The organism is Serratia sp. 4542, from assembly GCF_016805595.1.
GTDB lineage: Bacteria > Pseudomonadota > Gammaproteobacteria > Enterobacterales > Enterobacteriaceae > Serratia > Serratia nevei.
The window spans coordinates 362,952-377,590 of record NZ_RXKV01000004.1 but is presented as its reverse complement, the minus strand read 5'-3'; the positions used below and the strand labels follow the sequence as shown (position 1 = coordinate 377,590).

General features: G+C 60.9%; 13 protein-coding genes. 5 read left to right on the top strand and 8 right to left on the bottom strand.

Annotation, left to right across the window (positions count from 1 at the left end):
* Positions 1 to 124 precede the first annotated feature (124 nt).
* Positions 125 to 1,393, top strand: a complete 1,269-nt coding sequence (locus tag EKL15_RS05805; protein ID WP_031300458.1) for an MFS transporter — start codon at positions 125 to 127, stop codon at positions 1,391 to 1,393.
* 51 nt (positions 1,394 to 1,444) lie between these two features.
* Here EKL15_RS05805 and EKL15_RS05800 read toward each other — a convergent pair whose 3' ends face one another.
* Complete coding sequence (locus tag EKL15_RS05800; RefSeq protein WP_370592960.1) at positions 1,445 to 2,731, bottom strand: glycoside hydrolase family 10 protein; 1,287 nt, start codon at positions 2,729 to 2,731, stop codon at positions 1,445 to 1,447.
* 129 nt (positions 2,732 to 2,860) lie between these two features.
* The gene (locus EKL15_RS05795; RefSeq protein WP_203089045.1) at positions 2,861 to 4,657 is read right to left on the bottom strand and encodes a glycoside hydrolase family 3 protein; all 1,797 of its coding nucleotides are present in this window, start codon (positions 4,655 to 4,657) and stop codon (positions 2,861 to 2,863) included.
* A gap of 331 nt (positions 4,658 to 4,988) precedes the next feature.
* Here EKL15_RS05795 and tus point away from each other — a divergent pair, with 331 nt between their 5' ends.
* Positions 4,989 to 5,927, top strand: a complete 939-nt coding sequence (gene tus, locus EKL15_RS05790) for a DNA replication terminus site-binding protein (protein ID WP_038873930.1) — start codon at positions 4,989 to 4,991, stop codon at positions 5,925 to 5,927.
* Here tus and EKL15_RS05785 read toward each other — a convergent pair.
* The 5 genes from EKL15_RS05785 to EKL15_RS24760 form a co-directional block, all read right to left on the bottom strand.
* The gene (locus EKL15_RS05785) at positions 5,917 to 6,285 is read right to left on the bottom strand and encodes a VOC family protein (protein ID WP_060419106.1); all 369 of its coding nucleotides are present in this window, start codon (positions 6,283 to 6,285) and stop codon (positions 5,917 to 5,919) included. The genes tus and EKL15_RS05785 overlap by 11 nt on opposite strands.
* A gap of 90 nt (positions 6,286 to 6,375) precedes the next feature.
* Positions 6,376 to 7,065, bottom strand: a complete 690-nt coding sequence (locus EKL15_RS05780; protein ID WP_084826304.1) for a YafY family protein — start codon at positions 7,063 to 7,065, stop codon at positions 6,376 to 6,378.
* A gap of 61 nt (positions 7,066 to 7,126) precedes the next feature.
* The gene (gene fumC, locus EKL15_RS05775; RefSeq protein ID WP_060419115.1) at positions 7,127 to 8,524 is read right to left on the bottom strand and encodes a class II fumarate hydratase; all 1,398 of its coding nucleotides are present in this window, start codon (positions 8,522 to 8,524) and stop codon (positions 7,127 to 7,129) included.
* 228 nt (positions 8,525 to 8,752) lie between these two features.
* On the bottom strand, positions 8,753 to 9,085 hold the full coding sequence (locus EKL15_RS05770; protein ID WP_100396352.1) for a hypothetical protein: 333 nt from the start codon (positions 9,083 to 9,085) through the stop codon (positions 8,753 to 8,755).
* A gap of 237 nt (positions 9,086 to 9,322) precedes the next feature.
* Positions 9,323 to 9,445 carry a hypothetical protein gene (locus EKL15_RS24760; RefSeq protein ID WP_255399957.1) on the bottom strand — a complete coding sequence of 41 codons (123 nt, stop codon included), beginning with the start codon at positions 9,443 to 9,445 and terminating at the stop codon, positions 9,323 to 9,325.
* 117 nt (positions 9,446 to 9,562) lie between these two features.
* On the opposite strand from EKL15_RS24760, the gene manA reads away from it, so the two are divergent.
* The gene (manA, locus tag EKL15_RS05765) at positions 9,563 to 10,741 is read left to right on the top strand and encodes a mannose-6-phosphate isomerase (protein WP_087763479.1); all 1,179 of its coding nucleotides are present in this window, start codon (positions 9,563 to 9,565) and stop codon (positions 10,739 to 10,741) included.
* A 140-nt stretch (positions 10,742 to 10,881) separates the two neighbouring features.
* Positions 10,882 to 12,414: a YdgA family protein gene (locus EKL15_RS05760; RefSeq protein WP_100396351.1), complete on the top strand. Its 1,533-nt coding sequence runs from the start codon at positions 10,882 to 10,884 to the stop codon at positions 12,412 to 12,414.
* Between the two features lie 44 nt (positions 12,415 to 12,458).
* Here EKL15_RS05760 and EKL15_RS05755 read toward each other — a convergent pair whose 3' ends face one another.
* Positions 12,459 to 13,613, bottom strand: a complete 1,155-nt coding sequence (locus EKL15_RS05755) for a serine hydrolase (protein WP_100396373.1) — start codon at positions 13,611 to 13,613, stop codon at positions 12,459 to 12,461.
* 102 nt (positions 13,614 to 13,715) lie between these two features.
* Between EKL15_RS05755 and EKL15_RS05750 the strand changes: the two genes are divergently transcribed.
* Positions 13,716 to 14,624, top strand: a complete 909-nt coding sequence (locus EKL15_RS05750) for a LysR family transcriptional regulator (RefSeq protein WP_100396350.1) — start codon at positions 13,716 to 13,718, stop codon at positions 14,622 to 14,624.
* Positions 14,625 to 14,639: the final 15 nt, after the last annotated feature.

The following is a 14,639-nucleotide window of genomic DNA, read 5'->3' as shown; positions in this document are numbered from 1 at the left end:
TATTAATATATTAGACAAAAAACTCGCCGCTCCCTATCATTTTGTTATCTGTAAAGTGTCTGTTTATCTCCCCGAAGTTCGGTAAGGAAACGCTGTGACAACCCCTGTGCGTTCTGCGGCCGCGATGCCGTCGACGCTGGCCGCCAACGATGACGCGGCCGCTGCGCCAAAAGTAAAACGTTCCACCCTCAACAACAAACTCCCCTATATCGAACGCGGCACGCCGCAGTTTATGCGCGTGACGCTGGCGCTGTTTTCCGCCGGGCTGGCGACCTTCGCGCTGCTCTACTGCGTGCAGCCGATCCTGCCGGTGCTGTCGCAAGATTTCGGCGTATCGCCGGCGGAAAGCAGCCTGTCGCTTTCGGTCTCCACCGGTCTGCTGGCGATCGGCCTGATGTTCACCGGGCCGCTGTCCGACGCCATTGGCCGCAAGTCGGTGATGGTGGTAGCGCTGTTGCTGGCGGCGGTCTGCACGCTGATCTGCGCCTTTATGACCAGCTGGCACGGCATTTTGCTGATGCGCGCGCTGATCGGCCTGTCGCTGAGCGGCGTGGCGGCGGTCGGCATGACCTACCTCAGCGAAGAGATCCACCCCAGCTTCGTCGCCTTCTCGATGGGGCTGTACATCAGCGGCAACTCAATCGGCGGCATGAGCGGCCGCCTGGTGACCGGGGTGTTGACCGACTTCTTCTCCTGGCGCGTATCGCTCGGGGTCATCGGCCTGTTCGCCCTCGCCGCCGCCTGCATGTTCTGGCGCATCCTGCCCGCCTCGCGGCATTTTCGCGCCAGCTCGCTGCGCCCGCGCACCCTGCTGATCAACTTCAAGCTGCATTGGCACGATAAGGGCCTGCCGCTGCTGTTCGCGGAAGGGTTCCTGCTGATGGGCAGCTTCGTCACCCTGTTCAACTACATCGGCTATCGCCTGCTGGCGGATCCTTACCACCTGAGCCAGGCGATTGTCGGCCTGCTGTCGGTGGTATACCTCACCGGCTCCTACAGCTCGCCCAAGGCCGGCGCGCTCACCTCACGCTTCGGGCGCGGCCCGGTGCTGCTGGCCTCGATCGTGATTATGCTGATCGGGATTCTGATTACCGCGCTGCCGCAGGTGCCGGCTATCTTTATCGGCATGATGCTGTTCACCGCCGGTTTCTTCGCCGCCCACTCGGTGGCCAGCAGCTGGATCGGCCGCCGCGCGCGCCGCGCCAAAGGCCAGGCGTCGTCGCTGTATCTGTTCTGTTATTACGTTGGCTCCAGCGTAGCCGGCACCCTCGGCGGCGTGTTCTGGCACAGCTTCGGCTGGAATGGCGTGGCGGCGTTCATCAGCCTGATGCTGCTGCTGGCGCTGTTGGTGGTGCATTACCTGAAGCGCCTGCCGGAAGCGGCCCGCCTCTGAAAAGAAAAAGCCGCGGTGATTTGCCGCGGCTCGTCATGCCAGTGCCTGTGATTATTGGCCGGTTTTCCAGCGGGTGCGCAGGTACTCCACCGCCTTGTCCGTTTGCGGCTCAGTCAAATAACGTTGCCGGAACAGGATGGTTCCCCCCATCCCCGGCAGGCTCTCGTTGAGATCCAGCTGCCTTTTCAGCTCGGGAACGCCGCCGTCGACGGTCCAAGCCGGCTCGCTGGCGGCAGGCGTACCCACTTTATACAACGCCACCCCGGCATAGAGCCGAACCGGCGTGCCTTTCACCACCTCGGCCCACCAGTGGGCCAGCACGTCGTAGCGGACAATTTCACGATCAAAAGGCCAATACAGCTGCGGCGCGATGTAATCGAGCAGCCCCAGTTTGACCCACTGGCGCGTATCGGCATAGGCCGTATCGTACGATGGCGCGCCGGCCCGCGTCGCCGAGCCGGCAGGATCGTCCGCCTGGTTTCGCCAGACGCCCGCCGGGCTGACGCCAAACGCCACCGCGGGCTTCAAGGCTCGCACGGTGGCTGAAACCTGTTTTATCAATTGCAGCGTGTTGTCCCTGCGCCAGGCGGCTTTGTCTGCAAACCCTTTGCCGTATGCGCGATACGTTCGTTCATCATCCAGCGGCGATTGCGGCGTTTCGTAATAGAAATAATCGTCAAACTGAATGCCGTCGACCTCATAGTTTTTGACAATTTCGGTCACCACGCTGGTGATCCAGTTGCGCACGTCGGGCAGACCGGGATCGAGCACGAAGCGCTCGTTGGCGGTGCGAATCCAGTCGGGATGCAGCGCATAGACGCTGGCCGGCGGCGACTGCAGCGTATGATTAAGTGCGTCAATCGTTTGTGGGCGGGTATTCATAGAAACCCGATAGGGATTCAGCCAGGCATGCACTTTGATGCCGCGTCGGTGCGCTTCTTGCAGCATAAAGGCCAGCGGATCATAGCCCGGATCCCGGCCCACGGTGCCGGTCAAGACCTCAGACCAGGGCAAAATGCCAGAACGCCACAGGGCCGTACCGTCCGGTTTAACCTGAAAATACACGGTGTTAATCACGGTTTTCACCATGTCGTCCAGTGCGTCCGTCAGCCCCTGCTTCTGCAGGCGCACCCGCTCTTGCGCGGTTTCCGCTTTCAGGGTGGCCGCCAGCGGCCAGTCCAACCCAATAACCGTGGCCAGCCAGATGCCCCGCATCGGTGTAACAGGCGGTGTCGGCTGTGCAGGTTTCTCCGGTTCGGGCGGCTTGACGCACCCGCTCACGCCCAGCATGGCGGCCATCAACAGCCATCCGCCTAATTTTGTTGCGCCTGTCGGCATTCTGGTTCTCCTTCCGTGAGTGACGGTTATCCCATGTCGTTGCGTGCAGAGCAAGAAACGCCCCGATTTGTCAGTGCTATTTCGCTGCCGGCGTCGCCCTGTTCAGACGACGCCGGTGTCCTTATCCCATTACCAGCTCAGCCCCGTGCCGCGAGGGAACGCCACCTTGCCCGTATTGGTTTCCACATCGTAGTCATGCCAGGTGTTGACCGGCAATTTGCCCTGCGGTTTGATTTTACCCGTCAGCACCTGCGCCAAAGAGACCATCGAAGGCCCACGCCACACGCCGCTGTCATAGCCGTAATAGGAATAGGTGGCGACGGCCGCCTCCACCTCGGCGGCATAGTTCACGATATCGTAAGGTGCGCGCAGTGAGAGGTGAACGCGTTTCTTCCCCTGCTCGGCGGCGTATTTCAACCAGCCCGGATAAGGGCTGCTGTCATTGCTCGCTCCGGTTGCGGAGGTAACGACCCCATCCTGTTCAGCCGGCGTAAAGCGGGTTGATAGGGTTCCGAGCAAGAACACGTCGCAGCCGGCAATATGTTCCCTAACCTGGGCGTCGCTCAGCTCCGTTTCCTTCGCGGCAACGACGTTCTGATACCCCTCCTGCGCCATCACGCGCGCAATGCCGCTGGCTTGCTCGCCCCACGGCGTCAGAATAAAGTAGCGCAGCGCATTGTCCTTTAACGGCAACAGGCTGTGGCGGTTGATCACCACGGTAATGGAACGATCGGCGATGCGTTTTTCCAGCTTGTGCGCTGACGACGCAACGTCGTTGGAACACGGCCTATCGCTATGGCCCATCAGGCTATGGCGTAATTTCAGGCGCAAAATTCGCTCGACTGAGGCATCGATATCGGCCTCGCTGAGATGCCCCGTTTTCACTCTGTCCGCAAGGTACCGGATCAGATCCGGCAGCTGGCTGGCCTGGGCCGGCGAGGCGATGCTGACAGGCATCAAAGCAATATCCACCCCGGCGGCAAAGACGTTTTCAGCCGCCGCTTGCTGGCTGAAATGCTCGGCAATCGCGCCCATATCCAGCGCATCTGAAATCGTTACGCCCGCATACCCCAATTCATTGCGCAGGATCTGGGTCTGAATTTCATGCGACATGGTGGCCGGCACCGTGATTTTTTCACCGCTGCGGGTATCTATCTGGCGGTTATCCAATGCCGGATACTGAATATGCGCGGTCATGACCATGTCCGGCGCCACGCAGCGATCGATGGCCTGCTTGTAAGGGGCGATATCGATGGCAAAGGCCTCTTCCCGCGTGCGATCGACGCGCGGCAGGCCGGTATGTGAGTCGGTGGAGGTGCTGCCATGGCCGGGGAAGTGCTTATACGCGGTGATCAGCCCCTGGTGTTTCATGCCCGCCACCATTTTCTCTGCCAGACGAGAAACGGTGTTCTTATCATCGCTGAAGGCGCGAACGTTAATCACCGGGTTGAACGGGTTGGTGTTGACATCCACGACCGGGGCAAAGTTGGTATTGATATGCAACGCGCGCATATCCTGAGCCATCAGCTTGCCCTGTTCAACGGCGAGCTGTTCATCCGCGCCCCCTTCAATCGCCGCCGCCAGCGCCATATTGCCGGGGAATGAGGCATAGTCGCCGCGCGGCAGCCGGAAAACGTTACCGCCTTCGTTATCCGTGCCGATAAACAAACGAATGCCCGCGTGGGTTTTCATCGCGGCATACCAGGCCGTCAATGTGTTGATCTGCTGCTTGTCTTTCAGATTATTGGCGAACAGGATCACCCCACCCACGTGGTTATCGGCGATCAGCTTGCCAATGGCTTCATCGGGGACGGTCATATCCTGATTGCTGCTACCGTTCCGATCCCAGTAGCGAAAATCCAGCATGATTTTTTGCCCGATCTTCTCTTCCAGCGTCATGTTTTTGACTTTCTGTTTAATATCCACAGTGAACCTCCGTTTAAAGCACCCGTTAATGACAGAAGAAAAGATAACCCCAAGGGCTCATAGCGTCCTGCCATTCTGTTTGTTCCAGTGATTGGACAACGGCGATCGGAAAATGGATTAAACAAAACGCAAACAAACAGGAGAAAATCCATCAATGAATCAAAACACTACGCATACCGGGTGTATTACGTGCCCTGCCGTAGAGGCCGCTATGGCGCATTTTCCGCTGGTAAGCCGGGTGGTCGGTGAAGCTGCCGTCGGCTCAGGGGCCGATGTTGCCCCCAGTCCGCCACTCTTCTATAGTATGTTGTAACTAATATAGGAGCATGCGATGAGCAGATACGATGTAATTGGCCGGATGAACGCCTGCTTTACCGAGCTGGAGCAGGCGCTCGGCGCGCTGCAGCAGCAGATCGCCCCGCTGCGGTTGCTGGCGGCGCGGGTGTTCAGCCTGCCGGAGGTTGAAAAAGGTCAGGAGCATCAGGCTATCTCGCATATCGCGGTCGAACAACATGTGGGGCAAGCGGCGCGCGATCTGGCGCTGGAGCATTATCAGCGGCTATTCATCCACCATAACCGGGAGAATGTCAGCAGCAAGGCCGCCGTGCGCCTGCCCGGCGTCATCTGTCTGGCGGTGGAGCAGCCGGAGTATCAGGCGCTGCAAACGCAGCTGGCGCTCATCAACCGACTGAAGGGCGAACTAGAACAGATTATCACCGTCGATTCCGGCCTGGCGCCGGAGCAGCGTTTCGAGTTCGTGCACACCCATCTGCACGGGCTGATTACCCTCAGCGCCTATCGCACCCTCACCGCCCTGACCAATCCCGACTCCGTGCGCTTCGGCTGGGCCAACAAGCACATCATCAAAAACGTCAAGCGGGACGACATCCTGGCGCAGCTGGAGAAAAGCCTGAAAGCCGGCCGTGCAGTGCCGCCGCACAGCCGTGAACAGTGGGCTGCCCTGGTCAGCCGCGAGATAGACGACGTCAGCCGCCTGCCGCAGCACGCGACGCTGAAAATCAAGCGGCCGGTCAAAGTGCAGCCAATCGCCCGAGTGTGGTATCAGCAGCAGCAAAAACAGGTGCAACACCCCTGCCCGCTGCCGCTGATCGCCCTGTGTCAGGCCGAGAGCGGCGCCACAGTGCCGAAGATTGGCGAGCTGCTCAACTACGACGTCGACGCGGTGAAACACCGCTACAAACCCGACGCCCGGCCGCTGCGGCTGCTGGTGCCGCGCCTGCACCTGTATACCGACGACGCTACTCGCTGAGGGCATACACCCGCAGGCGATGGCCGTCCGGATCTCGCGCCACGAAGGTGTAACCGAACTCCATCTCGGTCGGCGTTTGCTCAATCGGCAGCCCGAGTTCGCGCCACTGGTTATAGCGCGCCTCAACCTCTTGCGGATCCTGGCACAAAAAGCCCAGTTCACCGCCGCCGCCGGTCAGGGTCGCCGTAGGTTTTACCCCCTGTTTGGCCCACATCCCCAGCTTGAAGCCGTTGTTGAGCACGAACAGGGCGAAGCCGGGGGAAAGCTCTACCGGCGCCTGTCCCAGTAAACGTTGATAAAAGGCGGCGCTGTTCAGCGGGTTGTCGACGTAAAGCAGGGTCATGCTGGGAAGGGTCATCGGTCTGTCCTCTGGGTGATGGGAACCGGCCGGTTCCCGATAGGCACAGACTAAGGGGTGCGACTGACAGTTTATGGCAGCAGCGTGCCGCTATTGCTCCGCAATGCCCTCGCTGAGGCGCCACTCTTTCAGCAGCCGCCGCCGGCCGCGCGGGTAGCGCTGTTCCAAAGGTGTAGCGGCCTGAATGCGATCGAGGCGAAAATGGCGAAACGCCTGGCGCAGCTCGCACCAGGCGACCAGCATCTGGAACTGGTCGAAAAAACCCAGCGCAAAGGGCCACAGCAGGCGTTCGCTGCGCTGCCCCGCCAGATCGAGATAGTCGATATGCAGCTTGCGCTCGCGGCGGATGGTGTCACGGATCAGCACCCGCATCGCATCCGCCACCGGCGGCGCCTGAACCGGCGCGATCAACAGCGTGTTGGCCTCCAGCTCCTCCCGCAGCGCCGGCGGCAGCACGTCGGCGATCTTGGCCAGCGCCTGGCCCGCCGCACTCGCCAGCTGGCTGTCGCCGCGGCGGCTGACCCAGCGCATCCCCAGCACCAGCGCCTCTGTCTCTGCCTGCGAGAACATCAGCGGCGGCAGCATAAAGCCGGGCCGCAGCACATAGCCGACGCCCGCCTCGCCGACGATCTCCGCCCCCTGCTGCTGCAGCGTAGCGATATCGCGGTACAGCGTGCGCATGCTGATGCCCAGCGTTTGCGCCAGCGCATGGCCCGCCACCGGATAACGGTGGCTGCGCAGCAGCTGCATCAGATCGAGTAAACGTTGTGTGCGCGACATCTTGATTTCTCCATAAAAAAGGGGCTTACCTCAGTAAGCCCCCGGTTGCCTCACAGATCAATCATTTCTGCATGCTGCCGACCATCGCTTCCGGCCGCACCCACTCGTCGAACTGCGCGTCGGTCAGGTAGCCGAGCTTCAGCGCCGCGGCTTTCAGCGTCAGCCCTTCCTTGTGCGCTTTCTTGGCGATTTCCGCCGCCTTGTCGTAGCCGATGTGGGTGTTGAGCGCCGTCACCAGCATCAGCGATTCGTTCAGCAGCTGGGTGATGCGATCGCGGTTCGGTTCGATGCCCACCGCGCAGTGCTCGTTGAAGCCCTGCATGCCGTCGGCCAGCAGGCGAATCGACTGCAGGTAGTTGTGGATCACCATCGGGCGGAACACGTTCAGCTCGAAGTTGCCGGAAGCGCCGCCGATGTTCACCGCCACGTCATTGCCCAGCACCTGGGCGCACAGCATGGTCATCGCCTCGCACTGGGTCGGGTTAACTTTGCCCGGCATGATGGAGCTGCCCGGTTCGTTCTCCGGGATCGAAATCTCGCCGATGCCGCAGCGCGGGCCGGACGCCAGCCAGCGCACGTCGTTGGCGATCTTCATCAGCGAAGCCGCCAGCCCTTTCAGCGCGCCATGCCCTTGCACCAGCGCGTCGCAGGTCGCCAGCGCTTCGAACTTGTTCGGGGCGGTGACGAACGGCTGATGGGTCAACTCCGCCAGCGCTTTGGCCACGCGCACCGCGTACTCAGGATGGGTGTTCAGGCCGGTGCCAACCGCCGTGCCGCCCAGCGCCAGCTCGGCGATGTGCGGGATACTGTCTTCGATGTGCTTCAGGTTGTGCGCCAGCATCGCCGCCCAGCCGGAGATCTCCTGCCCCAGGGTCAGCGGCGTGGCGTCCTGCAGGTGGGTGCGGCCGATTTTGACGATGTCGCGGTAGGCTTCGGCCTTGTCGCTCAGCGTCTTGTGCAGCACTTTCAGCTCGGGGATCAGGTGCTCGCGCAGCGCAATCACCGCCGCCACGTGCATCGCGGTGGGAAACACGTCGTTGGAGCTCTGGCTTTTATTGACGTCGTCGTTCGGGTGCACCTTGCGCTCTTCACCGCGCACGCCGCCCAGCAGCTCGCTGGCGCGGTTGGCCAACACTTCGTTCATGTTCATGTTGGTCTGGGTACCGGAACCGGTTTGCCAGATGGACAGCGGGAACTGATCGGCATGGCTGTCCGCCAGCACTTCGTCGGCGGCGTTGATGATGGCGGCGCCCCGCTCGGCCGGCAGCAGCCCCAGATCCACGTTCACCTGCGCAGCGGCGCGCTTGGTCAACGCCAGCGCATGGATCAGCGCGGTCGGCATCTTTTCGGAGGAAATGCGGAAATGCGCCAACGAGCGCTGGGTCTGCGCGCCCCACAGCTTGTCGGCCGGTACTTCGATGGGGCCCATAGAGTCTTTTTCGATACGAACGCCTGCCATCATTGTCTCCTTAGCATAATTCCTAAAATTGTAGGGTTAGGCCGACGCGCTACCCCCGTCGGCACGCACTCCCAGTATAGTGACATAATAACTATTCGCATTAAGAGAGTTATCTCACAGCACGTTTCATCTCTTTTACCTCTTCATGACGCGGTTATTTGCCGCCGGATAACCCGCGCCGAAATAAACGGCCGGGCATGCCCCGGAGAATAAAAGCGTGGGTCACGATTAACGCGGATGACGCGAATTAAAATTATTGATGCGCTGGGTCTGTAAATGATTGAGCTCATCGATGCGTTGCTGCTGCAGATGATTAATTTCGTCGTAGGCGTCCTGCCGTTCATTATAGCGATAGGCCCCGGTCGCCACCGCGCCGGCGGTGAGCGCCAGCGGATGGGCCACGGGCGCGATCGCGGCGGGAACCACGACCGGCGCGGGTGCAACGACGATCGGCGCCGGCGCGATCACCACGGTGCGCGGCGAGGCGTAAGGATAGGTGACAATCACCGCCGCCTGGGCTGCGCCGGTGCAAAGCCCCAATAGCAACAACAGTTTTTTCATGCAACAGACCTCTGGTTTCGTTAAATCGACTCGTTAGCCCTTACGGTAAAGAGGTCTGGCGCGCCGGTTTAAGCTCGGCGTGTGATCGCCCCGCGCAGCGCGAAAATAATAATAAGGGAATGGCTCAGACGGTAAAAAATAAATTCAGCCGACATATTTTGACATACTGAGAAATAAATAATGAGGCAGGATGCCCGGGCTATCGGCAATAACCCCATTGCCCCAAAGAATAATCGATTAGCGGCTTTTGTCGGCCGCCTTGAGGCCCAGTGCGCCATTTGAGGCGCCGATCGTTATCACGTTATACTTTGGCCCGTTGCCGGGCGCGACGTTATCCGGCGTTATTTTGATCGCGCCCATGATTTTTCCCGCCGACGCGGGCGTATGATGGTCGTCGGCATAGATTAAGTTAATCTTATAAAATCAGTGAGTTATTGCTATGCAGTGCGGCAATGACGCAGAAGGACGTTTATCGACATGCAAAAAATGACCAACGCGGTACAGAATTACGCTTGGGGCAGCCACGATGCGCTGACCCGTCTTTACGGCATCGCCAACCCCGATAATCAGCCGATGGCCGAACTGTGGATGGGCGCCCATCCCAAGAGCCCTTCCCGCGTGCCGGGCGCCGATGGCGCACTGCGTTCGCTGCGCGAGCTGATCGATGAAGACCAGCCAAAGCAACTGGGCGCCGACGTCGCCAGCCGCTTTGGCGAGTTGCCGTTCCTGTTTAAAGTGCTGTGCGCCGATCAACCGCTGTCGATCCAGGTCCACCCGAGCAAAGCGGCGGCCGAGATCGGCTTCGCGAAAGAGAACGCCGCCGGCATCCCGCTGAGCGCCGCCGAACGCAATTACAAAGACCCCAATCACAAGCCCGAGCTGGTCTTCGCCCTGACGCCGTTCCTGGCGATGAACGGCTTTCGCGAACTGACCGATATCGTTTCCCTGCTGCAGCCGATCGCCGGCGCGCACCACGACATCGCCACCTTCCTGCAGCAGCCGGACACCGCGCATCTGTCCACCCTGTTCGCCAGCCTGTTGACCATGAGCGGCGAGCAAAAATCGCTGGCGCTCGGCGTGCTGAAAGCCGCGCTCAACAACCAGCAGGGCGAGCCCTGGGATACCGTGCGCTTTATCGCCGGCTTTTATCCGGACGACAGCGGCCTGTTCTCACCGCTGCTGCTGAACGTGGTGCAGCTCGCGCCGGGCGAAGCGATGTTCCTGTACGCGGAAACACCGCACGCCTACCTGAAAGGGGTGGCGCTGGAGGTGATGGCCAACTCGGATAACGTGCTGCGCGCGGGCCTGACGCCGAAATTCATCGACGTGCCTGAGCTGCTGGCCAACCTGCAGTTCCGCCCGCAGCCGGCGTCCGGCCTGCTGACCCAGCCGGAGCAACGCGGCAACGAGCTGTTCTTCCCGATCCCGGTGGAGGATTTCGCCTTCTCGCTGCACGATTTGACCGCCGCACCGCAGGCGCTGGCGCAGCGAAGTGCCGCCATCGTGTTCTGCGTCGCCGGCGAAGCGACGCTGGAAAAATCAGGGCAGCGCCTGACGCTCAAACCGGGCGAATCCTGCTTTATCGGGGCTTTCGAGTCCCCGGTCAACGTCAGCGGCAGCGGCCGCATCGCCAGGGTTTATAACCAGCTGGCCTAACCGTTGATAAATTTCAGCAAATTGCTTGCTGAAAGCGAGAGCTACCCCCACAATTAAACGCCTGCGGGCGTTTTTTGTCGGCCCCTATTTGCCCCTCCCGCGCAACGGAGGGTGATAAGAAAAAAGGATGAAACAGAGCTATGAAAAAATCGTTAGTCGCTGTCAGCGTCATTGTGGTTCTTGGCGCAGCATGGACCGGGGCATCCTGGTACACCGGGAAACTGATCGAGCAGCACATGGGCGAAGTCGTGGACAACGCCAACGGCCAGCTGAAAGCTTACCTGCCGAAAGCCGGCGTGAAGCTGAGCTATGAAAATTACCAGCGCGGCCTGTTCAGCAGTAAAGTGCGTTATGTGCTGCGTTCCGACGGCACGGATACCAGTGAAAACGCGGCGCTGAAAGCCGGTGAAGAAGTGGCGTTCCTGGAAACCATCGATCACGGCCCGTTCCCCTTCGCCCAGCTGAAAAAATTCAATCTGCTGCCGAGCATGGCGTCGGTGCATACCGAGCTGGAAAATACCCCGGCGGTGAAAGGTCTGTTTGACACCACCAAAGGCAAATCGCTGTTTACCGCCGATTCGCGCATCTCTTACAGCGGGGACACCTCGTCTGCCATCGACATCATCCCGCTGGACTACCAAAAAGATAAGTCTTCGCTGAAATTCAGCGGCGCCACCATTAACGCTGACGTGTCCAGCGATCTGAAAAAATTCGTGCTGGACGCCAATAGCGACAATATCGTGTTCGCCAGCCCGAACGAATTCGGTCAAAACGAGCAGATCACCTTCCAGGGCTTCAACCTGAAAGGCAACAGCAACGAGAGCAAGTTCGGCGTGAAGCTCGGCGATCAGACGATGACGCTGAAGCAGTTCAAACTGACGATCGACGGTAAAGATACCGTGGCGTTGGACGGTTTCAACCTGGTGAGCAAGTTCGGCGAGCAAGGCAGCAGCAACATCGGCGGCCAGATCGACTACACCATGGACGCGCTCAAGGTGCAGGGCAACGACTTCGGCGCCGGCAAGCTGGCGCTGAAAATCGACAACGTCGACGGCAAGGCGCTGAAAGACTTCGCCGACAGCTACAACCGCCAGACCATGGCGCTGCTGCAACAGGGCGAGAACCTGGATCCGGCCGTGTATGAGCAGCAAAACGCCGAACTGCTGCAAAAGAACCTGCCGCTGCTGCTGAAAGGCAACCCGAGCCTCAGCATCGCACCGCTGAGCTGGAAAAACAGCAAGGGCGAGAGCACCTTCACGCTGGATCTGGCGCTGACCGATCCGAGCAAGGCCGCTTCCCCGGCACAATCGCCGGATCAGCTGATCGCGCAGGCGGTTAAAAAGCTGGATATCAACCTGACCATTCCGGAAGCGATGGCCACCGAAGTGACCGCGAAAACCGCGCTGTTGCAGGGTTACAATGAGGAAGACGCGCAGAAACTGGCGCAGCAGCAAGTACAGGGCCTGGCAGCCATGGGCCAGATGTTCAAGCTGACCACCCAGAAAGACGGCGTGATCGCGAGCAAGTTCCACTATGCCGACAATCAGGTTGACCTGAACGGCAACAAAATGTCGCTGCAGGAGTTCATCGGCCAGTTCGGCCTGCTGGGCGCCCCGGCGGAAGACGGCGAACCGGCGCAGGATGCACAACCTGCTCCGGCACCGGCGCAGTAAGCGTTTGAAAGCCTGATCAAGGGCCCCAATGGGGCCCTTTTTATTTACGTCGCGTAAACCGCATCGCGGATCTGCTGCGGATAGCGGCCGCACATGCCTTCAAACGCGGTGTTGGTCAGTATCACTACGCTCAGCTGCGCCTGTGGATCAAAGAACCAGCTGTGGCCGTAAACCCCGCCCCAGGTCAGCGTGCCGGCATGCTGCGGCGTCTGCGCCGCTTCTGCGTCCACCAGCAGCGCCCCGCCAAAACCGAATCCCCAGCCCGGCCCTTGCGTTTGCGCCTGCGCACCCACGTGCGGGCTGCGCAGCAACGCCACTGTGTCCGGCTGCAAAATACCCTGCCCGCCGCTGCGCAATGCCTCCACCAGCTTCAGCACGTCGTCGGCATCGCCGACCATGCCCGCGCCGCCGGAAGGATAGGCCCCGGCGTTGAGCGCCCGCATCGGTGAAAACAGCACTTCGCCCCCCGCCATCTCCTCCGGCAGTGCCACCCGCAGGCCTTCATGCATGCGCTGCGGCCCTTGCGGGGTGTTGTAATACGGCGTCGCCAGGTTCGCGGCGTCCGTCGCATGGAACGCGGTATTGCCTAGCCCCAGCGGCTGCGCCACCCATTCGACAAACAGCTGCGGCAGCGGCATGCCCGTCACCCGTTCCAGCACCGCACCAAGCACGTCGATCGCCAGCGAATAGTTGAAGCGCTCCCCCGGCGCCGACAGCAACGGCGCCTGCGCCAGCAGCCGCAGGTTTTGCTCCAGCGTCAGCGTCGACAGCTCCACGCCGTCCTGGATCCCCAACTGGTGGTAAACGCCCGTCGGCGGCTGGTTCAGCCGGTAGTCCAGCCCCGCGGTATGGCTCAGCAAATGACGAATCTTGATCGCCGGGCGCCGGCCGTCGGCGAGCGCCGGAGTAAACCACGGCAGCCACTCGCTGACCGCGTCGTCCAGGCTCAGCTTGCCCTGTTCGATCAGGCGCAGCGCCGCCAGCGTGGTATAGGGTTTGGAGACCGACGACAGCCGGAACTGCGTTTCTCGCCGCATCGGCCGCCGCGCTTCGCGATCGGCATAGCCGGCCGCCCCGGCGTAACAAATCTCGCCCTGCCGCGCCACCAGCACCACGCTACCCACGATGCGCCCTTCGGCCATCGCCTGTTGATCGATCGCCGCGATCCGTTCTGTTAACGCCCGTTGTTCTGCCGACATGATTTTCATCTCGCTAATGGAAAGTAAAATCAGTCTAAAAGGTTCGTCATAAATTAAAATAAGGCATAATTTAATGAATCATTAAGCACAGGTTATTGATAGATGAGTTCACTCCTGCAGCTGCTGCCCTATTTCGAAGCCGTCGCACGCCTGGGCAACTTTACCCGCGCGGCCAGCCAGCTCGGCGTCACGCCGCCGGCGGTGTCGCAAAACATTCAGGCGCTGGAGAATCAGCTGGGAGTGCGGCTATTTCACCGCACCAGCCGCTCGGTGCGCCTCAGCGACGAGGGCCGGTTGTTCTATCAGAAGGTGTCGCCGGCGATGAGCCAGATCGACGTGGCGGCGGACGACGTGCGCGCCCTGGGCGCACAGCCGGCGGGCCTGCTGCGCATCACGCTGCCGCAGCTGGCCGCCTCGCTGCTGGTGATGCCGCACCTGGCGGAATTTCAACGGCGCTATCCCGACGTGCAGCTGGAGCTGTTTACCGAAGACCGCTTTTCCGATCTGGTGCTGGGCAGTTTCGATGCCGGCATTCGCATGCACGCCATGCTGCAAAAAGACATGATCGCCGTGCCGATCGACAACGGCCAGCGCCGGGTGCTGGTCGCCTCGCCCGACTATCTGGCGCGTTGCGGCGTTCCGGCCACGCCGGACGATCTGCCTGCTCACCACTGCCTGCGCTACCGTTTCCCCGGCAGCGGCAAACTGGAACCCTGGTATTTTAGCCTGGGCGACGATGAACGCGCGCTGGACGTCAGCGGCAGTTTGATTTTTAACGAAGATCGGCTGATCAAGGATGCCGCGTTGGCGGGCCTGGGTATCGCACAGCGTTTTCAGGGCACGGTGTTGCAGGAGCTGGCGCAGGGGCAACTGGTGGAAGTGCTGCCGGGTTACGCCAGCGAAGCGTCGGGCTTTTTCATCTACTTTCCCGCCGGCAAGCATCTGCCGCTCAAGCTGCGCGCCTTTATCGATTTCATGCGCGAGCGGCGTGAACGGCAGCACCGGTGGTAGGGGCGCCTCGCCGGC

What these genes read in the sequence shown, in the direction of transcription:
- EKL15_RS05805 (WP_031300458.1), top strand. Translation starts at nt 125, where the DNA reads ATGCCGTCGACGCTGGCCGCCAACGATGACGCGGCCGCTGCGCCAAAA.
- EKL15_RS05800 (WP_370592960.1), bottom strand. Translation starts at nt 2,731, where the DNA reads ATGCCGACAGGCGCAACAAAATTAGGCGGATGGCTGTTGATGGCCGCC.
- tus (WP_038873930.1), top strand. Translation starts at nt 4,989, where the DNA reads ATGAGCAGATACGATGTAATTGGCCGGATGAACGCCTGCTTTACCGAG.
- EKL15_RS05785 (WP_060419106.1), bottom strand. Translation starts at nt 6,285, where the DNA reads ATGACCCTTCCCAGCATGACCCTGCTTTACGTCGACAACCCGCTGAAC.
- EKL15_RS05780 (WP_084826304.1), bottom strand. Translation starts at nt 7,065, where the DNA reads ATGTCGCGCACACAACGTTTACTCGATCTGATGCAGCTGCTGCGCAGC.
- fumC (WP_060419115.1), bottom strand. Translation starts at nt 8,524, where the DNA reads ATGGCAGGCGTTCGTATCGAAAAAGACTCTATGGGCCCCATCGAAGTA.
- EKL15_RS05770 (WP_100396352.1), bottom strand. Translation starts at nt 9,085, where the DNA reads ATGAAAAAACTGTTGTTGCTATTGGGGCTTTGCACCGGCGCAGCCCAG.
- EKL15_RS24760 (WP_255399957.1), bottom strand. Translation starts at nt 9,445, where the DNA reads ATGGGCGCGATCAAAATAACGCCGGATAACGTCGCGCCCGGCAACGGG.
- manA (WP_087763479.1), top strand. Translation starts at nt 9,563, where the DNA reads ATGCAAAAAATGACCAACGCGGTACAGAATTACGCTTGGGGCAGCCAC.
- EKL15_RS05760 (WP_100396351.1), top strand. Translation starts at nt 10,882, where the DNA reads ATGAAAAAATCGTTAGTCGCTGTCAGCGTCATTGTGGTTCTTGGCGCA.
- EKL15_RS05755 (WP_100396373.1), bottom strand. Translation starts at nt 13,613, where the DNA reads ATGTCGGCAGAACAACGGGCGTTAACAGAACGGATCGCGGCGATCGAT.
- EKL15_RS05750 (WP_100396350.1), top strand. Translation starts at nt 13,716, where the DNA reads ATGAGTTCACTCCTGCAGCTGCTGCCCTATTTCGAAGCCGTCGCACGC.